This is a genomic window from Aeromicrobium piscarium (genome assembly GCF_007421815.1).
GTDB classification, from domain to species: Bacteria; Actinomycetota; Actinomycetes; order Propionibacteriales; family Nocardioidaceae; genus Aeromicrobium; species Aeromicrobium piscarium.
Genome location: NZ_VLNT01000001.1, coordinates 174,413 through 190,033, shown reverse-complemented (window position 1 = coordinate 190,033; position 15,621 = coordinate 174,413). Strand labels below are relative to the sequence as shown.

The window sequence follows — 15,621 nt, the reverse complement described above, 5'->3', positions numbered from 1 at the left end:
CAGCACGGCATCGTCAGGCGCCGCTGCCGCCGACCTGCGGAGCCTGCTCCAGGTAGGGACGCAGCCCGGTCGCCAGGAGGTACACGCGATCGTCCAGACGATTCATCCGCTCCGCGAGGGACGCCGATGCGGCTCGGGACTCCGACCGCGCGTCGGCGATGTCCTCCTTCACCTCCGACCGCAGGCCGGCAATGTCCTCCTTCACCTCCGACCGGAGATCGGCGATATCCTCCTTCACCTCCGACCGCAGGCCGGCGATATCCTCCTTCACCTCCGACCGCAGGCCGGCGATATCCTCCTTCACCTCCGACCGCAGGCCGGCGATATCCTCCTTCACCTCCGACCGGAGATCGGCGATATCGCGTTTGAGCTCGGCACGGAAGCTGCCCAGTTCGCGGCGCAGCATCACGTAGAGGCTGCCGAAGCTCGCCACGATGGCGAAGAGCGACACCCAGGTCTGCAGATCCATGCCCAACACCCCTTTAGTGTGACCGATCCGGTCATTCCTTTCCACTGACGTTAGGCAGCGTCACCGCCCCCGGACAGGTGCGCCGAGAGATCTGTGGATGACGCGGAACCCGGCCTCGCTTGTGGACGGCAGGCCGGGATCGAATGCCCACTACGCTGACGACATGGCTGCGATCCCCCGCATCGGTATCGGCACCGACGTGCATCGACTGGTTCCCGGCCGCGAGCTCTGGCTGGCGGGGCTGCACTGGCCCGATGCCGAGAACGGGCTGGACGGGCATTCCGATGGCGACGCGGCCGCCCATGCGATGGTCGACGCCCTCCTGTCGGCCGCCGGACTGGGCGACATTGGGGAGCGATTCGGCACTGCGTCACCGGAGTTCGCCGGCGCCTCGGGGCTGGTCTTCCTCGGCGAGACCGCACGACTGGTGCGCGCCGAAGGGCTGGAGATCGGCAATGTCGCGGTGCAGGTGATCGGGAACCGTCCGAAGATCGGCTCGCGACGAGCCGAGGCCCAGCGCCTCCTCGGCGAGACGATCGGAGCCCCGGTCTCGGTCTCCGGCACGACGACCGACGGCCTGGGTCTCACTGGGCGGGGCGAGGGGATCGCGGCGATCGCCACCGCGCTCCTCCTCGGCTGAACGGCCGCGATGCGCGCATCACCTGGGTGATGAGAAAAGACGAACGGCGCCCGATCCCTTGATCCGGCGCCGTTCGACAGTCAGGACACTTCAGGACGCGAGAACCTCGTCCAGTCGCGTCTCGGCCTTGTCCTCATTGGTGTTCTCCGCGAGCGCGAGTTCCGAGACGAGGATCTGGCGGGCCTTGGAGAGCATCCGCTTCTCACCGGCCGACAGTCCACGCTCGTGGTCGCGGCGCCACAGGTCGCGGACGACCTCGGCCACCTTGAGCACATCACCGGAGTGCAGCTTCTCCAGATTCGCCTTGTAGCGGCGGGACCAGTTGGTGGGCTCCTCGACGTGCTCGGCTCGCAGCACCGAGAACACCCGCTCCAGACCAGCCTCATCGACCACGTCGCGCACGCCGACCAGATCGACATTGCACGCCGGGACGCGCACGACGAGGTCGTTCTGCGCCAGGACTCTCAGAACGAGGTACTCGCGGATCTCCCCCTTGATCGTTCGTGTCTCGATGTCTTCGATGACTGCAGCGCCGTGATTCGGATACACAACGGTTTCGCCGACAGTGAAAGCCATAGACATTGCACCTTTCCTCGACATCCAGGATATCACGGGTTTCGGACGTACTTCCCGGCCGTTTTCGCCCCCGGCCACGCCCTCCGATACGATGCACACCGTGAGCCTTCGACGACGCCGCATCGCCGCCATCGCCCTGGTCGCCGCTTCCCCGCTCGTGCTGTCTGCCTGCGGAACAAGCTTCAGCGCGCAGACCAACCAGCAGTATCAGCAGTCGATCGGCGCCAATCTGCGCGACACCGACGCGCCGGTGCAGATCTACAACGGGTTGTTCGTCGACAATGGCGACGGCACCGCCACCTTCTCCGGCGCCCTGCTCGCCCGCGCGGAGGATCAGGTCGTCGAGTCGGTGGAGGTCACCTCCAGCGGCACCGATGTCACTGCCTCCCCGTCAGGCACTCCCACGCTCGTCGACCTGCCCAATGGCATCGAGCTCACCGCCGAGCTCCTGGCCCCGGTGGGCGCCGACGGCGAGATCATCGTCGAGGACGACGAGGTCGTCGAGGGTCGCTACGCCCTGGTGACCCTCAATCTCTCATCCGGGCAGCAGGTCTCGCTCAATGTCCCGGTCGTCGCTCGAAGCGAGATGTACTCCTCGGTCGCGACGGAATCGCAGACCCCGAGCCCCGAACAGCTCGCCGAGCTCGAGGCCGCGGACCTCGAATCCACGGAATGAGCTCCTCCGATACCTGACAGAATGGGCCGCCCCTCGGGGCGGCCCGTTCTTGTCGGTGGAGCGGGAGGGGCTCAGCCGGAGACCGGCAGCTCGCCGGTGACCAGGAAGACCACGCGCCGGGCCATGTTGACGGCGTGGTCCCCCAGCCGCTCGTAGTAGCGGCCCAGCAGCGCCAGATCGATCGCCGGCTCGAGGCCGTGGTCCCAGGAGTCGTCGAGCACGATGCGGAACAGCTCGGTGCGCAACCGGTCCATCGTGTCGTCCTCGAGCTCCAGCCGAGCCGCGGCGGTGACATCGCGGTTCGCGACGATCCGCGAGGCCTGGTCGATCATCGAGTCGGCCACCGAGGCCATCGATCGGATCGTGGGCTGCACGGCGAGAGGAACGGCCGACTCCGGCATTCGCCGTCGCGCGACCTTGCTGACGTGCACCGCCAGGGCGTTCATCCGCTGCAGGTCCGCCAGCATCCGCAGAGCAGCGACGACCTGCCGCAGGTCCGAGGCCACCGGCTGCTGCGTGGCGAGCACCACGAAGGCGCGTTCCTCGACCTCGTCGATGAGCTCGTCGACATCGCGGCCGCTGTCGATGACCCGCTCGGCGATGGTCGTATCGGCATCGAGGAGGGCCGTCGTCGACTCGGCGACGGCTCGACGCACGGTGGTGGTGAGGGAGACGAGGTCCTCGACGATCCGGTCGAGCTGCTCGTAGTACTGGTCACGCATGGAGCCGACCGTATGCCGCGCGGGTGAACACTCGGCGACGCGTGGTGAACGCCGCATGAACGACAGCCGAAACCCTGCCGCCTCCACGGCCGGCGTGGGGACACCAGGTGAACGGCAGGCCTACGATCATCGGTGTGGAAGCCAGCGCCAGCTACGTCATCGTCGGGATGCTCGGAGTCGTCCTCGGAGCCGCGCTGGCGTGGGTCTGGCGATTCAGCGAGTCACGGCAGCAGACGCTGCCTCCTTCCGATGAGCCGCTCGTCCCGCGGGGGGTCGAGGACGTGCTCGCCGTGCTGTCCTCCTCGGCGGTGCTCCTGGACAGCTCGGACACCGTCGTCCAGGCGTCGGCACCGGCGATCGCGCTGGGCGTGGTCGCCGGCGACGAGCTGCGCCCGCCCGAACTGGCCGCGCTCGCTCGCGACGTGCAACGCGACGGGCAGGTCCGGGAGGCCGATCTCATGATCCGTCGGCGGCGCCGCGCACCGCTCAATGTCCATGCACGCGTCGCGCCGCTGACGAGTTCACTACGTCTCGTCCTCATCCAGGACCGCACCCGTGAGCGGCAGGTCGAGACCATCCGCCGCGACTTCGTCGCCAATGTGAGTCATGAGCTCAAGACGCCGATCGGGGCGATCAACCTGCTCGCCGAGGCGGTCGGCGAGGCGGCCGACGATCCCGAGACGGTCGTGCGGTTCTCGGCGCGCATGCGGGCCGAGAGCGACCGCCTCACGCGTCTGGTCCAGCAGATCATCGACCTCTCCCGGCTCCAGAACGACACCGCGAGTGACGACACGGCGGTCGTCAAGGTCGACGAGCTCATCGCCGAGGCGGTCGAGCACTCGACCACGGCCGCCGATGGCCGCGAGATCGAGATCACAGTGAACTCGCTTACCGAGCTCGCGGTCTACGGGGACCGCGCGCAGCTGCATTCGGCGGTCAGCAATCTCGTGGAGAATGCGGTCACCTACAGCGATCGCGGTGGACGAGTCGCGATCAGCGCAGAGCGCGCCGGGGAGGACGTGCGGATCACCGTGTCGGATACCGGCATCGGCATCCCCGACGAGGAGCTCGAGCGGATCTTCGAGCGGTTCTACCGGGTCGATCCGGCGCGGGCCCGCGCGACCGGGGGCACCGGACTCGGGCTGTCGATCGTCAAGCATGTCGCCGCCAGCAACGGCGGCACCGTGGAAGTCTGGAGCGAGCCGGGGGTCGGCTCGTCGTTCACCCTGGTGCTGCCGGCACCGGGACTCGAAGAGGAGCACATGTGACCAAGGTCCTGATCGTCGAGGATGAGGCCTCCTACAGCGAGGCCCTCTCCTATGTGCTGCGCAAGGAGGGTTTCGACGTGGCGGTGGCCGAGACCGGCCCGGATGCCGTCGACCTCTTCGATCGCGGCGGCGCCGATATCGTCCTGCTCGACCTCATGCTGCCCGGCATGCCGGGCACGGAGGTCTGCCGGCACATCCGGCAGACCTCGGCCGTCCCGATCATCATGGTGAGCGCGAAGGACACCGAGGTCGACAAGGTCGTCGGCCTCGAGCTCGGGGCCGACGACTATGTCACCAAGCCCTACTCGCCGCGCGAGCTCCTCGCGCGCATCAGGGCGGTGCTGCGGCGCGGTATCCCGGCGCCAGAGGCCGCCGAAGAGTCGGCGCTCCAGGTGGGTGCCGTGCGCATGGACGTCGACCGGCACACCGTCACGGTGGGTGGCGAGGAGGTGCGCTTCCCGCTGAAGGAGTTCGAGCTGCTGGAGTACTTCCTGCGCAACCCGGGCAGGGTGCTGACCCGCGGCCAGCTCATCGACCGGGTGTGGGGAGCCGACTATGTCGGTGATACCAAGACCCTCGACGTCCACGTCAAGCGTCTGCGCGCCAAGATCGAGGACGATCCTGCCCGGCCGGTCCTCCTCACGACCGTCCGCGGGCTCGGCTACAAGTACGGCAGCTGAACACCGACGCCGGGCGGTGAGTCCTCACCGCCCACCGGAGCGGAGACGGGACGGATCAGCGGCCCTGGTTGGCGACCGCGGCGATCGCATCGGCCGCGGCGTCCGGGTCCAGATAGCGTCCACCGGGCTGGGTGGGACGCAGGTCGTCGTCGAGGTCGTAGACGAGCGGGATGCCGGTGGGGATGTTGAGTCCCACGACCGCCTCCTCGCTCAGGCCGTCCAGGTGCTTGACCAGACCGCGCAACGAGTTGCCGTGCGCGGTCACCAGCACGACCTTGCCGTCGCGCAGATCGGGGACGATCTGGTCGTACCAGTACGGCAGCATCCGGTCGATGACCTGCGCGAGCGCCTCGGTACGCGGCAACAGCTCCGACGGGAGCTCCGCGTAGCGCGCATCGCCCACCTGGCTGTACTCCGAGTCGTCGTCGAGCGGCGGCGGAGGAGTCGCGTAGGACCGGCGCCACAGCATGAACTGCTCCTCGCCGAACTCCTCGAGCGTGGCCTTCTTGTCCTTGCCCTGCAGCGCTCCGTAGTGACGCTCGTTGAGGCGCCAGGAACGCTTGACCGGGATCCAGTGCCGGTCGATGCCGTCGAGGGTGATCTGGGCGGTGCGGATCGCCCGCCGCAGCAGCGAGGTGTGCAGGACATCGGGGAGGATGCCCGCCTCGGCGAGCAGCGCAGGAGCGCGCTCGGCTTCCGCGACTCCCTGCTCGGTGAGGTCGACGTCGACCCATCCGGTGAACTGATTCGTGGCGTTCCAGACGCTCTGGCCGTGACGCAGCAGGACGAGGGTGCTCATGACCCCAGCCTAGTGGTCGGCCCCGCTCCCCATCCTGAGGTCTCCCACGGACCAGCCCCGCTGACCGCCGGGCACCTCAGCCGGGCGGTGAGCTGTCAACCTCCTACCTGGGGTCTCGATGGTTGACAGCTCACCAGCATTCGGGCCTGACGCATCGCGGTGGCCAGTCAACGACGTGGGCACCTCTGCTGGTTCATCACGCACCGCGATCGCGTCTCCCCACATCGTGGTGACTCATCAACCACCTGACGAGGGCGGCGGCTCCTCCGGCGACCGACGCGGTGGTTGACCACTCACCGCCCGCCGGAGGAGGTGCTCGCGTGATCGCCCCGGTGGCCGCCGAAGCACATCCTTGCGTGGTCCTAGGCTGGGCCCATGGACTCCTCGTGGATCGAGCATCATCGCGGACGTGACGGCGAGCGTCTCGGATGGATCCGGATGGATGGCGAGGGGTTCGTAGCCGTGGACCTGCTCGGTCGCGAGCGCACCGGGATCGTCGACTGGGAGACCGCGGAGGCCGCGCTCGATGAGCTCGGGATCGGCTACCTGGCCGAGCTGTACGAGCTCGAGGTCGAGGACGACAGGTGGCTGCGCGTGCGGGTCGCCGAGGTGACCGCCGACGTCATCACGGTCAAACAGGACGACGGCGGCGCCGTCGGCGCGCCGCAGATCTACTACCCGCTGCCGTTCCCCGCACCCACCTCGCTGCGACCGCTGCGTCGCTGAGGACCCGTCAGTCCTCGTCGCGAGCGATGCGGTGCAGCGCCTGCAGGTAGTCGTCCTGCGAGTGCACGCCGCTGATGGTCCGTGAGGCGTCGACGACGATGAACGGGGTCACCTCGACACCCAGATGCTCGGCGGTGGCCCGCTGTTTCGCGACATCCTCGGCATACTCGGTGCTCGCCAGCAGGCCGTCGGCGGCCTCGAGATCCAGTCCGTAGAGGGCGGCGCGGCTGGCGAGCACGAAGTGATCGGCGATGTCGGCTCCCTCGAGGAAGTGCGCGCGCCACAGCTGATGCAATAGCTCGCGCTGGACGTCGTCGCCGGACTCGACGGCCCAGGTCAGCAGCCGCCAGGCGTCCGTCGAGTCGGCCGGGACGATCTCGTCGAGATTGAACTCGATGCCGCTGATCCGCGCCGCGGGCGCGACCTCGACGGCCGGTGGCGCGCCGGGAACGGAGCACGCGCGATAGCCGATGTCGATGGGCTCGCCGGTCAGGATCGTGTACATGGCCGCCGCCCGCTCGAAGCGCACCGCACCGATGTACGACCACGCATCGGTCACGTCGACGAAGACCGTCGCCTTCACCGTGCCACCCCCTGGACTGAGATCAGCGCGTTCACTCGTCACCGCCGGCAGGACGCAGATGACGGAAGGCCTCCAGATTGCGGGTCGACTCGCCCCGCGACTCGCGCCAGGCCCACTCCTTGCGGATGGAGCTGGCGAAGCCGAGCTCGAGGATGGTGTTGAAGGACTCGTCGGAGTAGGTGAGCACCGAGCCGAGCAGCCGGTCCAGCTCCTCGGCCGTGACGGCGTGCAGCGGCATCCTGCCGTCGAGATAGATGTCGCCCGCCGCGTCGACGGCGAAGGCCACCCCGAAGAGCTTGAGATTGCGTTCGAGCAGCCATCGGTAGACCCCCTCGTGGTTCTCATCGGGGTGCCGGGCCACGAAGGCGTGGACACTCAGCGCGTGCCGGCCGACCTCGAGCCGGCAGGTCGTGGTGAGCTTGCGCTCCCCCGGAAGATCCACCTCGAAGACGTCCTCGCCGTGCCGCACCCAGGTCAGGCCGGCGTCGTCCAGCGTCGTGGCGATGGTCTCGTGTACGGACGCGGTCATCGTGCCTCCTTCGCGTGACGCCACCGCGCCGCCGCCTCGTAACACGCGATCATGCGATCGGCGGTGGCCTCCCAGCTGAACAGCTCGGCATGGGCGACGGCCTTGGCACCGGTCGTGGTCCGCAGGCCGGTGTCGGTCAGATAGGGAGCGAGAGCCGCGGCGTACTGCGACGGGTCGTGATCGTCGACGAGCGTGCCGGTCACGCCGTCGGCGACGGCCGTGGTGAGGCCGCCGACCCGGGCCGCGACCACCGGCGTGCCGCATGCCTGCGCCTCGATCGCGACCAGCCCGAAGGACTCGTTGTACGACGGCACGCATACGACGGACGCCGCGGCGTACCAATCCGCGAGCCTCGCCTGGTCCACGGTCGGCACGAAGCGGACTCCCTCGGCGATCCCGAGCTCCCGCGCCAAGTCCTGCAGTTCGGTGGGACGCTCCAGACCGCTGCCCGAGGCCCCGCCGATGACGGCCACCTCGGCCGGGATGTCGTGACGCTGCCGTAGGAGCGCGGCCGCCTTGAGGACCAGATCAGGGGCCTTGAGCGGCTGGATGCGGCCGGCGAAGACGATGAGCGGGGTCTCGCGACCCACCCCCAGTCGGCTCCGGGCGGCTGCCCGGTCGCGGGCGCTGAAGACGTCGAGGTCGACACCGGGGTGGACGACATCGACGCGGCTCGGGTCCGCTCCGTACAGCTCCAGCAGCTCGCGTCGTTCCTCATCGGTATTGGCGACGAGCCAGTCCGCGTGCCGGACGATCTCCTCTTCACCCCACACCCGGCCCATCGGCTCGGGAGAGTCGCCCTCGGCGAGTGCGGCGTTCTTGACCTTGGCCATCGTGTGCATCGAGTGCACCAGGGGGACGCCCCAGCGCTCGCGCAGCACTGTGCCGACCTGTCCGGACAGCCAGTAGTGGGAGTGGATGAGATCGAAGTACCCCGGCCCGTTCTCGACATCGACGCGCATCACATCGCGGACGAAGGAGCACAGCTGAGCGGGAAGATCGTTCTTGGTCAGCCCGTCGAAGGGCCCGGCCGCGACGTGATGCACGCGGATGCCCGGCTCGGCGTCGAGGACCGGAGGGAGATGTCGCGACGTGGCGCGGGTGAACACGTCCACGGCGACGCCGCGCTGCGCCAGCCGGCGTGAGAGCTCCAGGACGTAGACATTCATCCCTCCCGCGTCGCCGGTGCCGGGCTGCTCGAGCGGCGACGTGTGCGCCGACAGCATGGCGATTCGGCTGATGTCCACCTAGGCATTCTCGCGCATCGCCCCTGAAGGGCACTCCGAGCGGTGCCCCCTCACCGCACGAGCCAAGTGACGAGGAGCAACGAGACTCCCGCCGCGACACCCGTGCTCACGGCCGAGAGCACAGCGAGCCGCCCGGTGCCGCGTGTCACCGTGCTCAGCCGTACACCGAGCCCGAGCGCGAACATCCCTGCGGCCAGCAACGCCGTCGTCGCGAGATCCGCGACGTCCAGCAGTCCCTGCGGCATCCAGCCGGTCGACCGGACCAGGACAGCCACAACGAAACCGATGACGAACCACGGAACCCCCCGCACGCCACCGGCGGCCTGCGTGACGACGAGGGACATCGGCGCGAGCGCGCACACCCGCAGCAGCTTGACCGACACCGCGATGCCCACGGCCAGTGGCGCGGCCGCGGAGGCGGCGGCGACCACCTGCGCGACCTCGTGGATGCTCGCCCCGGCCCACACGGCCGCCTGCCGGTCGCTCAAGCCCAGCAGTCCCGAGATCGCCGGCACGAGCAGGATCATCGCGCTGCCGAAGATCGTCACCATCGCCACCGCCTGGGCCACGGCCTCACGGCGGGCACGTACGAGGTCCTGAACGCCAGCGATCGCGGCCGCGCCGCAGATCGAGAAACCCACCGCGATCAACGTCCGCAAGTCGTCGTCGACGCCGAGCCACCGTCCGGCCAGCTGGGTCGCCGTATAGGTGACCACGATCGTTGCGACGACGATGGCGACGCCCGCGACGCCGATCTGGGCGACGGCCGCCACGCTGAGTCGCAATCCGAGGAGGACGACGCCCAGACGTAGAGCGGTCTTGCCGAGCACCTCCACCGCCGCGGTGGACCACGGGAGTTGGGCGCAGAGCACCCCGGCGATCAGAGCGAGCATCAGGGGGCTCACCGGACCGCCGTCGAGGAGGAGCGCGGCCAGTCCGGCTGCGACGAGCGGCAGGGTTGAGCGGGCGGCGACGGTCATGCCGGCACCTGCGGCCGTCGGCACGACATCTGAACCGTTCGCTCACTTCCTTCGGGCATGGAACCAGCCTCGGCGCACCGGGCCGCGGGCAGTAGGCCTCAGATCGGCCTCACCTCATAAACTGTGTCTATGACTCCCGATCTCGAGGCCGTCGAGGTACTCCTCGCCGTCGACGAGCTGGGCAGCATCGGTCGCGCGGCCGAGAGGCTCGCCATTACGCAGCCGGCCGCAAGCGCGCGGCTGCGCTCGATGGAGGCGCGGTGGGGGCTCACGCTCGTGGAGCGATCCGCCCGCGGTTCGCATCTCACCTCCGACGGCAGAGCCGTGGCCGGCTGGGCCGCGTCCGTCATGGACCAGGTGACCGCGATGAACGCAGGCCTGCAGGCTCTGCGGCGCGACCACGACCGGGACGTGCGCATCGCGGCGAGCCTGACGATCGCCGGCTTCCTCATGCCCGCCTGGCTGGGTGCCCTGCGCGGTCAACGCCCCGACGCCTCGCCCCAGCTGGCCGTCGTCAACAGCGCTGAGGTCATCGAAAGACTCCGCTCCGGCACCGCCGATGTCGGCTTCATCGAGACCACCGACCTGCCCGAGGACCTCGCGACCCGGCGCGTGGGCACCGACACTCTCGCGGTCGTGGTCGCTCCCGGTCACCAGTGGGCCACGCGCGACTCCCCCGTCACCGACGCGGAGCTCGCCGCCGAGCCCCTGGTGCTGCGTGAACCCGGCAGCGGCACCCGCCGCACCTTCGACGCCGCGCTCGCCCGAATGCCGGTCGTCGCACTCGAAGCAGGCTCCACGGCCAGTCTCATCGGTGCGGCGCAGGCCGGCATCGGCCCTGCCGTGGTCTCAGCGCGCGCCGTGCGGGGGCACCTCGACCGCGGAGAGCTCGTCGAGGTCGAGACGGACCTGGATCTGCGCCGCCCGCTGACCGTGCTGTGGTCATGGGACCGCCGGCTGTCCGTGACCGCCGAGGTGCTGTTGCTGATCGCCACCGGGAAGACCTGATGCGACGATAGACCCCATGACCTCTCCACGCGTCGCCGTCGTCACCGGCGCCAGCAGCGGTATCGGTGCCGCCACTGCTCGCGCCCTCGCCGCCGAAGGCTTCCACGTCGTCTGCGCCGCCCGCCGGACCGAACGCATCGAGACGCTCGCCGCCGAGATCGGCGGGACGGCGCTCACCTGCGATGTCACCGACACTGGCGCGGTGGCCGAACTGGCCGAGGCCGTCGGCCCCCACCTGGACGTGCTCGTCAACAACGCCGGCGGGGCGATCGGCCTGGAAGCGGTGGTCGAGGGCGACCCCGCGGACTGGCGGCGAATGTACGACATCAACGTCATCGGCACACTCAACGTCACGCGCGCTCTCATCGGCGCCCTCCGATCTGCCCCGAGCGGCACCGGCACCATCGTCAACATCAGTTCGACCGCGGGCCATCGCGCCTATGAGGGTGGAGGCGGCTACACGGCCGCCAAGCACGCGCTCACCGTCATGACCGAGACCCTGCGTCTGGAGCTCAACGGCGAACCGATCCGGGTCAGCGAGGTGGCTCCGGGCATGGTCCACACCGAGGAGTTCTCCCTCACGCGGTTCCGCGGCGACCAGGACCGCGCCGATCAGGTCTACGCGGGAGTCGACCAGCCCCTGCTCGCCTCCGACATCGCCGACGCGATCGCCTGGATCGCCACGCGACCGGCCCACGTCAACGTCGATCTGATCGTGGTCAAACCCGTCGCTCAGGCTGCTGCGCACAAGGTCGCGAAGGGGCCGCTGACGCCGCGCTGAGCGGCGGGCCGATTTGCGGCACACACGTCTCGATGCCACAGTGGGGCACGGTTTTTACCTCAATTCCAAGGAGTGACCGTGGCCACAGCCACACAAGACGATGTCGCGACCCTGCGTCGCGGCGTGTTCTACCCGGCGCTGGGGTTCCTCGGCCTCGTCGTCGCGCTGAGCATTATCTTCCCGAACACCGTCGGCGATGTCCTGGGCACGCTGCAGTCGAATGTCGTCAGCGGACTGAGCTGGTACTACGTGCTGATCGTCGCCGGCTTCGTCATCTTCGCCGTCTGGATGGGTGCCGGACGCTTCGGTGACATCACCCTCGGCAAGGACGACGACGAGCCCGAGTTCGGCATCTTCGCCTGGTTCTCGATGCTCTTCGCCGCCGGCATGGGCATTGGCCTGGTGTTCTCGGGCGCCTCGGAGCCGCTGACCTTCGTCTCCGACCCCAAGCCGGGCACGGACGGCAATGTCGACGGAGCGATGTCGCAGGTCTTCCTGCACTGGGGCTTCCACGCGTGGGGCATCTACGTCGTCGTCGGCCTCGCCATGGCCTACGCTATCCACCGCAAGGGACGCCCTGTGTCACTGCGATGGGCCCTCGAGCCCCTGCTCGGCGACCGGGTCAAGGGCTGGATCGGCGATGCCATCGATGCCTTCGCGATCGTCGGCACCGTCGCGGGTGTCGCCACCTCGCTCGGCCTGGGCGTGGAGCAGATCTCCGCCGGTCTCGTGCACCTCGGCCTCTTCGAGGAGGTCCTCGACTGGCATCGCGTCGCGCTCATCATCGGCATCACCGCGATGGCCACGCTCTCGGTGGTCAGCGGCGTCGGCCGCGGCATCAAGTGGCTGTCGAATATCAACCTGGGACTGGCGGGCGCCTTCATGCTCACCGTCCTGATTCTGGGTCCGACCCTCTTCCTGCTGCGCGACTTCGTGCAGAACATCGGCAACTACCTGTTCAACCTCATCCCGCTGAGCTTCGACACCGGCGCACTGACCGGTGCCGCCGGCATCGAGTGGCAGTCGGCCTGGACCACCTTCTACTGGGGCTGGTGGATCTCCTGGTCCCCCTTCGTCGGCCTGTTCATCGCGCGCATCTCCCGCGGGCGCACCGTCCGCGAGTTCGTCGCGGGCGTCATGCTCGTGCCGGTGTTGGTGACGATGGCCTGGTTCACCGTGATGGGCGGCACGGCCATCTACAAGGAGGCCACCGAGGGCGGGCTCACCAACGCCGACGGCACGGTCACCGCCGAGAACTCGCTGTTCGACATGTTGAACGCCCTGCCGCTGGGCACAGTGCTGTCCGGGGTCGCGATCATCATGATCGTCATCTTCTTCGTGACGTCCTCGGACTCCGGCTCGCTCGTGGTCGACATGCTCAGCCACGGCGGACATCCCGAGCCGCCCACGTGGAGCCGCGTGATGTGGTCCTTCCTCGAGGGCGGCGTGGCCATCGGCCTGCTGCTCGCCGGCGGACTGACGGCTCTACAGACCGGCGCGATCCTCACGGCTGTGCCCTTCAGCCTCGTCATGATCGCGATGTGCGTCGCGACCTACCGGGCGCTGAAGGCCGAGCACCGCGAGATCCGCCGGCTCGGCCTCCGGGCGCGCCAGCGCGAGCTCCAGCTGGAGCTCTCCGAGCAGATGGCTCCCGCACTCACCGAGCAGGTCGTCGACGAACTCTCGGAGAACTTCGACGATCACTTCGGCGATCAGGTCGACGAGCGCGTCACCACCGCCCTCGACGACTACGACTTCGAGTCGCATGAGGACGACGGGAGCCAGCCCAAGGGCTGATCTCGCGTCGATGACGAACGCCCCGGCGGAGCTCATGCTCTGCCGGGGCGTTCGTCATCTGGGCCGAGGTCAGTGGATCACGACCGGCGGCTGCCCTTCGTCATCGAGCAGTCGGCTGGCCTCCCGCTTTCTGGGCAGGAAGAGCGCCGAGACGACCGTCACGGCCACCATGGCGAGGGCCACCCAGTAGGTGTGGGCGAAGGCCTCGGCGGCATCGGATAGGCCCTTGGCGACCGCCGCGGGTCCACCGATGCGGTCGACGAGCGAGGGATCGGCCTGCGAGGCGATCGCCGGGCCGGCCAGATCGCTGCTCTTGAGGCCATTGGTCAGCAGCACCGACATGACCGCCACGCCGACCGAACTCGCGATCTGCTGGGTGATGTTGAGCAGCGTGGAGCCGCGGGCCACCTCGTGGTGCGTGAGGGTCCGCAGCGCGCTGGTCATGATCGGCATCATCGTGGCGCCCATACCCAGGCCCATCACGAACAGCGTCCCGATGAGGAAGGCATACGAGGTGTCCGCCTCGATCTGCGTCAAGCCGAACATGCCGATCAGGATCAGCAGCAGGCCGACCGGCACGATGCGGCCGACCGGGAAGCGGTCGGCGAGCGCGCCGGCGACGGGCATCGTCAGCATCGCGCCGATACCCTGCGGCGCCACCAGCAGACCGGCCATCAGCACGCTCTCGCCGCGCACCTGCTGGAAGTAGGTGGGAACGAGCAGCAGGCCTCCGAAGAACGCAGCGCCGAAGAGGAACATCGTGATGATGCTGACCGTCAAGTTGCGATTGCCGAACAGTCGCAGGTCCAACAGCGGGTGCTGGGGTTTGAAGGAGTAGAACACGAAGCCGATCACCAGGGCCGCGCCGATGAGCATGGTGATCCACACCTTGGGGGCGGCGATCGTCCCCTCCTCGGGGATCGAGGAGATGCCGAACAGGAACAGTGCGAGACCGGGGCTCATCATGAGCATGCCGACGACATCGAAGGACTCGCTCGGCTCAGGGCGGTCGGCGTCGAGCACGCGCCAGGCGTAGACCATGGCGATCAGGCCGATGGGCAGGTTGATGAGGAAGACCCAGTGCCAGCTCGCGGCGTCGATGAGCCAGCCGCCGAGGATCGGGCCCAGGATCGGGCCGAGGAGCATCGGCACGCCGAGGATGGCCATCAGGCGGCCCATCCGCTGCGGGCCGGCGGCGCGCGTCATGATCGTCATGCCGAGGGGCATGAGCATGCCGCCGCCGAGCCCCTGGACGACGCGGAAGGCGATGAGCGCCTCGATGCTCCACGCCATCGCGCAGAGCACCGATCCGATCGTGAAGAGGGCGATGGCCGTCATATAGAGGCGCTTGGTGCCGAACCGGTCGGCCGCCCATCCGGTGAGCGGGATGACGGTCGCGAGGGCCAGCGTGTAGGCCGTCACCGTCCACGCGACGGTGGAATAGGCCAGCGGCTGGTCGACATCGCCGAAGTCGGTCTGGAAGGTCGGCAGCGCGACGTTGACGACGGTGATGTCCAGGATGGACATGATGGCACCGAGCACCACGACGCCGGCCACCTTGAGGACGGCGGCGTCGATCTTGTCGGGATACTCCGGTGCTGACTGTGGGTTAGTCATGCAGATCGTCTTTCGTGAGTTCGAGAAGAGGAGCGAGAGCGGCGGACAGCCGTTCGCACTGACCGGGCTCGAGCCGGTCGAGCATCGCTCGCACCGAGCCGCGTTTGGCGTCCAGATGCGCGCGCGCCAGATCCCGGCCCTTGGTCGTCAGCGTGACGAGCTTGACGCGGCGATCGTGCTCGGATTCGTCGCGCTCGACGAGTCCGAGCTTGACAAGCTGGTCGACATTGCGGCCCGCCGAGGCGACCGACAGGGAGACCAGCTGTGCGATCTCGCCGATCGGGAGGGGATCGTCGGTCTGGGCCAGGGTGAACAGGGTCCGGGCCTGCGAGAAGGACAGGTCCATGGCGAGGAAGACCTCATAGGCGTCCGACTCCGCATTGATGAACACCCGGCTCAGGAAGGCCTCGAGATCCGAGAACGCCGCGGCGCGGGCATCCAGTGCAGTCACTCCCAGATAGTAACGCTCATGCAACTGTCTCGGTAGCGTGATCTTTGCCACTGCGTGAGCATCCCGGTGGTA

18 protein-coding genes are annotated in these 15,621 nt (G+C 68.5%); 8 read left to right on the top strand and 10 right to left on the bottom strand.

Annotation, left to right across the window (positions count from 1 at the left end):
* Positions 1-13 precede the first annotated feature (13 nt).
* Entirely contained in the window at positions 14-469 is a 456-nt protein-coding gene (locus tag FNM00_RS18705) for a hypothetical protein (RefSeq protein ID WP_185972910.1), read from the bottom strand.
* A gap of 163 nt (positions 470-632) precedes the next feature.
* Here FNM00_RS18705 and ispF point away from each other — a divergent pair, with 163 nt between their 5' ends.
* Entirely contained in the window at positions 633-1,109 is a 477-nt protein-coding gene (gene ispF / locus FNM00_RS00970) for a 2-C-methyl-D-erythritol 2,4-cyclodiphosphate synthase (protein WP_143911147.1), read from the top strand.
* A gap of 90 nt (positions 1,110-1,199) precedes the next feature.
* Here the strand turns inward: ispF and FNM00_RS00965 are convergent, their stop codons facing one another.
* Positions 1,200-1,685: a CarD family transcriptional regulator gene (locus tag FNM00_RS00965; RefSeq protein ID WP_143911146.1), complete on the bottom strand. Its 486-nt coding sequence runs from the start codon at positions 1,683-1,685 to the stop codon at positions 1,200-1,202.
* Between the two features lie 100 nt (positions 1,686-1,785).
* Here FNM00_RS00965 and FNM00_RS00960 point away from each other — a divergent pair, with 100 nt between their 5' ends.
* Positions 1,786-2,361 (top strand): hypothetical protein, encoded by a 576-nt coding sequence (locus FNM00_RS00960; RefSeq protein WP_143911145.1) that lies wholly within the window; start codon positions 1,786-1,788, stop codon positions 2,359-2,361.
* A 71-nt stretch (positions 2,362-2,432) separates the two neighbouring features.
* Here FNM00_RS00960 and phoU read toward each other — a convergent pair whose 3' ends face one another.
* Complete coding sequence (phoU, locus tag FNM00_RS00955) at positions 2,433-3,083, bottom strand: phosphate signaling complex protein PhoU (protein WP_143911144.1); 651 nt, start codon at positions 3,081-3,083, stop codon at positions 2,433-2,435.
* A 134-nt stretch (positions 3,084-3,217) separates the two neighbouring features.
* Here phoU and FNM00_RS00950 point away from each other — a divergent pair, with 134 nt between their 5' ends.
* Both FNM00_RS00950 and FNM00_RS00945 read left to right on the top strand, forming a co-directional pair.
* On the top strand, positions 3,218-4,351 hold the full coding sequence (locus tag FNM00_RS00950; protein WP_143911143.1) for a sensor histidine kinase: 1,134 nt from the start codon (positions 3,218-3,220) through the stop codon (positions 4,349-4,351).
* A complete protein-coding gene (locus tag FNM00_RS00945; RefSeq protein ID WP_143911142.1) occupies positions 4,348-5,031 on the top strand; it encodes a response regulator transcription factor in 684 nt (227 codons plus the stop codon). The genes FNM00_RS00950 and FNM00_RS00945 overlap by 4 nt, the downstream gene beginning before the upstream one ends.
* A gap of 55 nt (positions 5,032-5,086) precedes the next feature.
* Here FNM00_RS00945 and FNM00_RS00940 read toward each other — a convergent pair whose 3' ends face one another.
* A complete protein-coding gene (locus FNM00_RS00940; RefSeq protein ID WP_143911141.1) occupies positions 5,087-5,830 on the bottom strand; it encodes a phosphoglyceromutase in 744 nt (247 codons plus the stop codon).
* A gap of 375 nt (positions 5,831-6,205) precedes the next feature.
* Here FNM00_RS00940 and FNM00_RS00935 point away from each other — a divergent pair, with 375 nt between their 5' ends.
* Positions 6,206-6,556 (top strand): hypothetical protein, encoded by a 351-nt coding sequence (locus FNM00_RS00935; RefSeq protein ID WP_143911140.1) that lies wholly within the window; start codon positions 6,206-6,208, stop codon positions 6,554-6,556.
* Between the two features lie 7 nt (positions 6,557-6,563).
* On the opposite strand, the gene FNM00_RS18700 is transcribed toward FNM00_RS00935, so the two are convergent.
* The 4 genes from FNM00_RS18700 to FNM00_RS00915 are packed head-to-tail and all read right to left on the bottom strand — an operon-like array spanning position 6,564 to position 9,895.
* The gene (locus FNM00_RS18700) at positions 6,564-7,139 is read right to left on the bottom strand and encodes a DsbA family oxidoreductase (RefSeq protein WP_185972909.1); all 576 of its coding nucleotides are present in this window, start codon (positions 7,137-7,139) and stop codon (positions 6,564-6,566) included.
* Between the two features lie 31 nt (positions 7,140-7,170).
* The gene (locus tag FNM00_RS00925) at positions 7,171-7,668 is read right to left on the bottom strand and encodes a type III secretion system chaperone family protein (protein ID WP_143911138.1); all 498 of its coding nucleotides are present in this window, start codon (positions 7,666-7,668) and stop codon (positions 7,171-7,173) included.
* Positions 7,665-8,915 (bottom strand): D-inositol-3-phosphate glycosyltransferase, encoded by a 1,251-nt coding sequence (mshA, locus tag FNM00_RS00920; RefSeq protein WP_342778527.1) that lies wholly within the window; start codon positions 8,913-8,915, stop codon positions 7,665-7,667. The genes FNM00_RS00925 and mshA overlap by 4 nt, the downstream gene beginning before the upstream one ends.
* A 50-nt stretch (positions 8,916-8,965) precedes the next feature.
* A complete protein-coding gene (locus tag FNM00_RS00915; protein ID WP_143911137.1) occupies positions 8,966-9,895 on the bottom strand; it encodes a YeiH family protein in 930 nt (309 codons plus the stop codon).
* 129 nt (positions 9,896-10,024) lie between these two features.
* Between FNM00_RS00915 and FNM00_RS00910 the strand changes: the two genes are divergently transcribed.
* The 3 genes from FNM00_RS00910 (at position 10,025) to FNM00_RS00900 (ending at position 13,481) form a co-directional block, all read left to right on the top strand.
* Positions 10,025-10,903, top strand: coding sequence for a LysR family transcriptional regulator (locus FNM00_RS00910; protein ID WP_143911136.1), 879 nt, complete (start codon positions 10,025-10,027; stop codon positions 10,901-10,903).
* Positions 10,904-10,919: 16 nt separating this feature from the next.
* Positions 10,920-11,684 (top strand): SDR family oxidoreductase, encoded by a 765-nt coding sequence (locus FNM00_RS00905; protein ID WP_143911135.1) that lies wholly within the window; start codon positions 10,920-10,922, stop codon positions 11,682-11,684.
* 78 nt (positions 11,685-11,762) lie between these two features.
* Positions 11,763-13,481 (top strand): BCCT family transporter, encoded by a 1,719-nt coding sequence (locus FNM00_RS00900; protein WP_246065018.1) that lies wholly within the window; start codon positions 11,763-11,765, stop codon positions 13,479-13,481.
* A gap of 69 nt (positions 13,482-13,550) precedes the next feature.
* On the opposite strand, the gene FNM00_RS00895 is transcribed toward FNM00_RS00900, so the two are convergent.
* Both FNM00_RS00895 and FNM00_RS00890 read right to left on the bottom strand, forming a co-directional pair.
* Positions 13,551-15,098: a DHA2 family efflux MFS transporter permease subunit gene (locus FNM00_RS00895; protein WP_143911133.1), complete on the bottom strand. Its 1,548-nt coding sequence runs from the start codon at positions 15,096-15,098 to the stop codon at positions 13,551-13,553.
* Entirely contained in the window at positions 15,091-15,549 is a 459-nt protein-coding gene (locus FNM00_RS00890; protein WP_143911132.1) for a MarR family winged helix-turn-helix transcriptional regulator, read from the bottom strand. Before FNM00_RS00890 ends, FNM00_RS00895 begins: the two co-directional genes overlap by 8 nt.
* Positions 15,550-15,621 lie beyond the last annotated feature (72 nt).

Bases quoted from the DNA above. Each gene is read 5' to 3' on its own strand.
- FNM00_RS18705 (WP_185972910.1), bottom strand. From the start codon at position 469: ATGGATCTGCAGACCTGGGTGTCGCTCTTCGCCATCGTGGCGAGCTTC.
- ispF (WP_143911147.1), top strand. From the start codon at position 633: ATGGCTGCGATCCCCCGCATCGGTATCGGCACCGACGTGCATCGACTG.
- FNM00_RS00965 (WP_143911146.1), bottom strand. From the start codon at position 1,685: ATGGCTTTCACTGTCGGCGAAACCGTTGTGTATCCGAATCACGGCGCT.
- phoU (WP_143911144.1), bottom strand. From the start codon at position 3,083: ATGCGTGACCAGTACTACGAGCAGCTCGACCGGATCGTCGAGGACCTC.
- FNM00_RS00940 (WP_143911141.1), bottom strand. From the start codon at position 5,830: ATGAGCACCCTCGTCCTGCTGCGTCACGGCCAGAGCGTCTGGAACGCC.
- FNM00_RS00935 (WP_143911140.1), top strand. From the start codon at position 6,206: ATGGACTCCTCGTGGATCGAGCATCATCGCGGACGTGACGGCGAGCGT.
- FNM00_RS00925 (WP_143911138.1), bottom strand. From the start codon at position 7,668: ATGACCGCGTCCGTACACGAGACCATCGCCACGACGCTGGACGACGCC.
- FNM00_RS00915 (WP_143911137.1), bottom strand. From the start codon at position 9,895: ATGACCGTCGCCGCCCGCTCAACCCTGCCGCTCGTCGCAGCCGGACTG.
- FNM00_RS00910 (WP_143911136.1), top strand. From the start codon at position 10,025: ATGACTCCCGATCTCGAGGCCGTCGAGGTACTCCTCGCCGTCGACGAG.
- FNM00_RS00905 (WP_143911135.1), top strand. From the start codon at position 10,920: ATGACCTCTCCACGCGTCGCCGTCGTCACCGGCGCCAGCAGCGGTATC.
- FNM00_RS00895 (WP_143911133.1), bottom strand. From the start codon at position 15,098: ATGACTAACCCACAGTCAGCACCGGAGTATCCCGACAAGATCGACGCC.